Origin of the sequence: Succinatimonas hippei YIT 12066 (genome assembly GCF_000188195.1) — a bacterium.
In the GTDB taxonomy this organism is placed as follows: Bacteria; Pseudomonadota; Gammaproteobacteria; order Enterobacterales; family Succinivibrionaceae; genus Succinatimonas; species Succinatimonas hippei.
Genome location: NZ_GL831072.1, coordinates 1 through 213 on the forward strand (window position 1 = coordinate 1; position 213 = coordinate 213).

At 36.2% G+C, this 213-nt stretch carries 1 protein-coding gene; it reads left to right on the top strand.

The window, feature by feature from the left end; translation table 11 throughout:
* Positions 1-17: 17 nt before the first annotated feature.
* Positions 18-213 (top strand): phage integrase central domain-containing protein (locus HMPREF9444_RS11455; protein ID WP_407083902.1); only part of this gene is annotated, 196 nt, incomplete at its 3' end.

A 213-nucleotide genomic window follows, 5' to 3' on the forward strand; every position in this document is an offset into this window, starting at 1 on the left:
GTTTATTTAAAGGACATCTGAAAAACTATATTTACCCCATTATCGGAGATATTCTTTTTCAAGACATCTCTTATGACCATATCGCAAAAATTCTTAGCCCTATATGGTGTGAACATCCTGCTCTTGTAAGAAAAATACGCTCTGATATAAACGGAATATATGCTTGGGCACGAGCGCTAAAATTAACCGATAAAGAAAGCCCTACAACTCCGA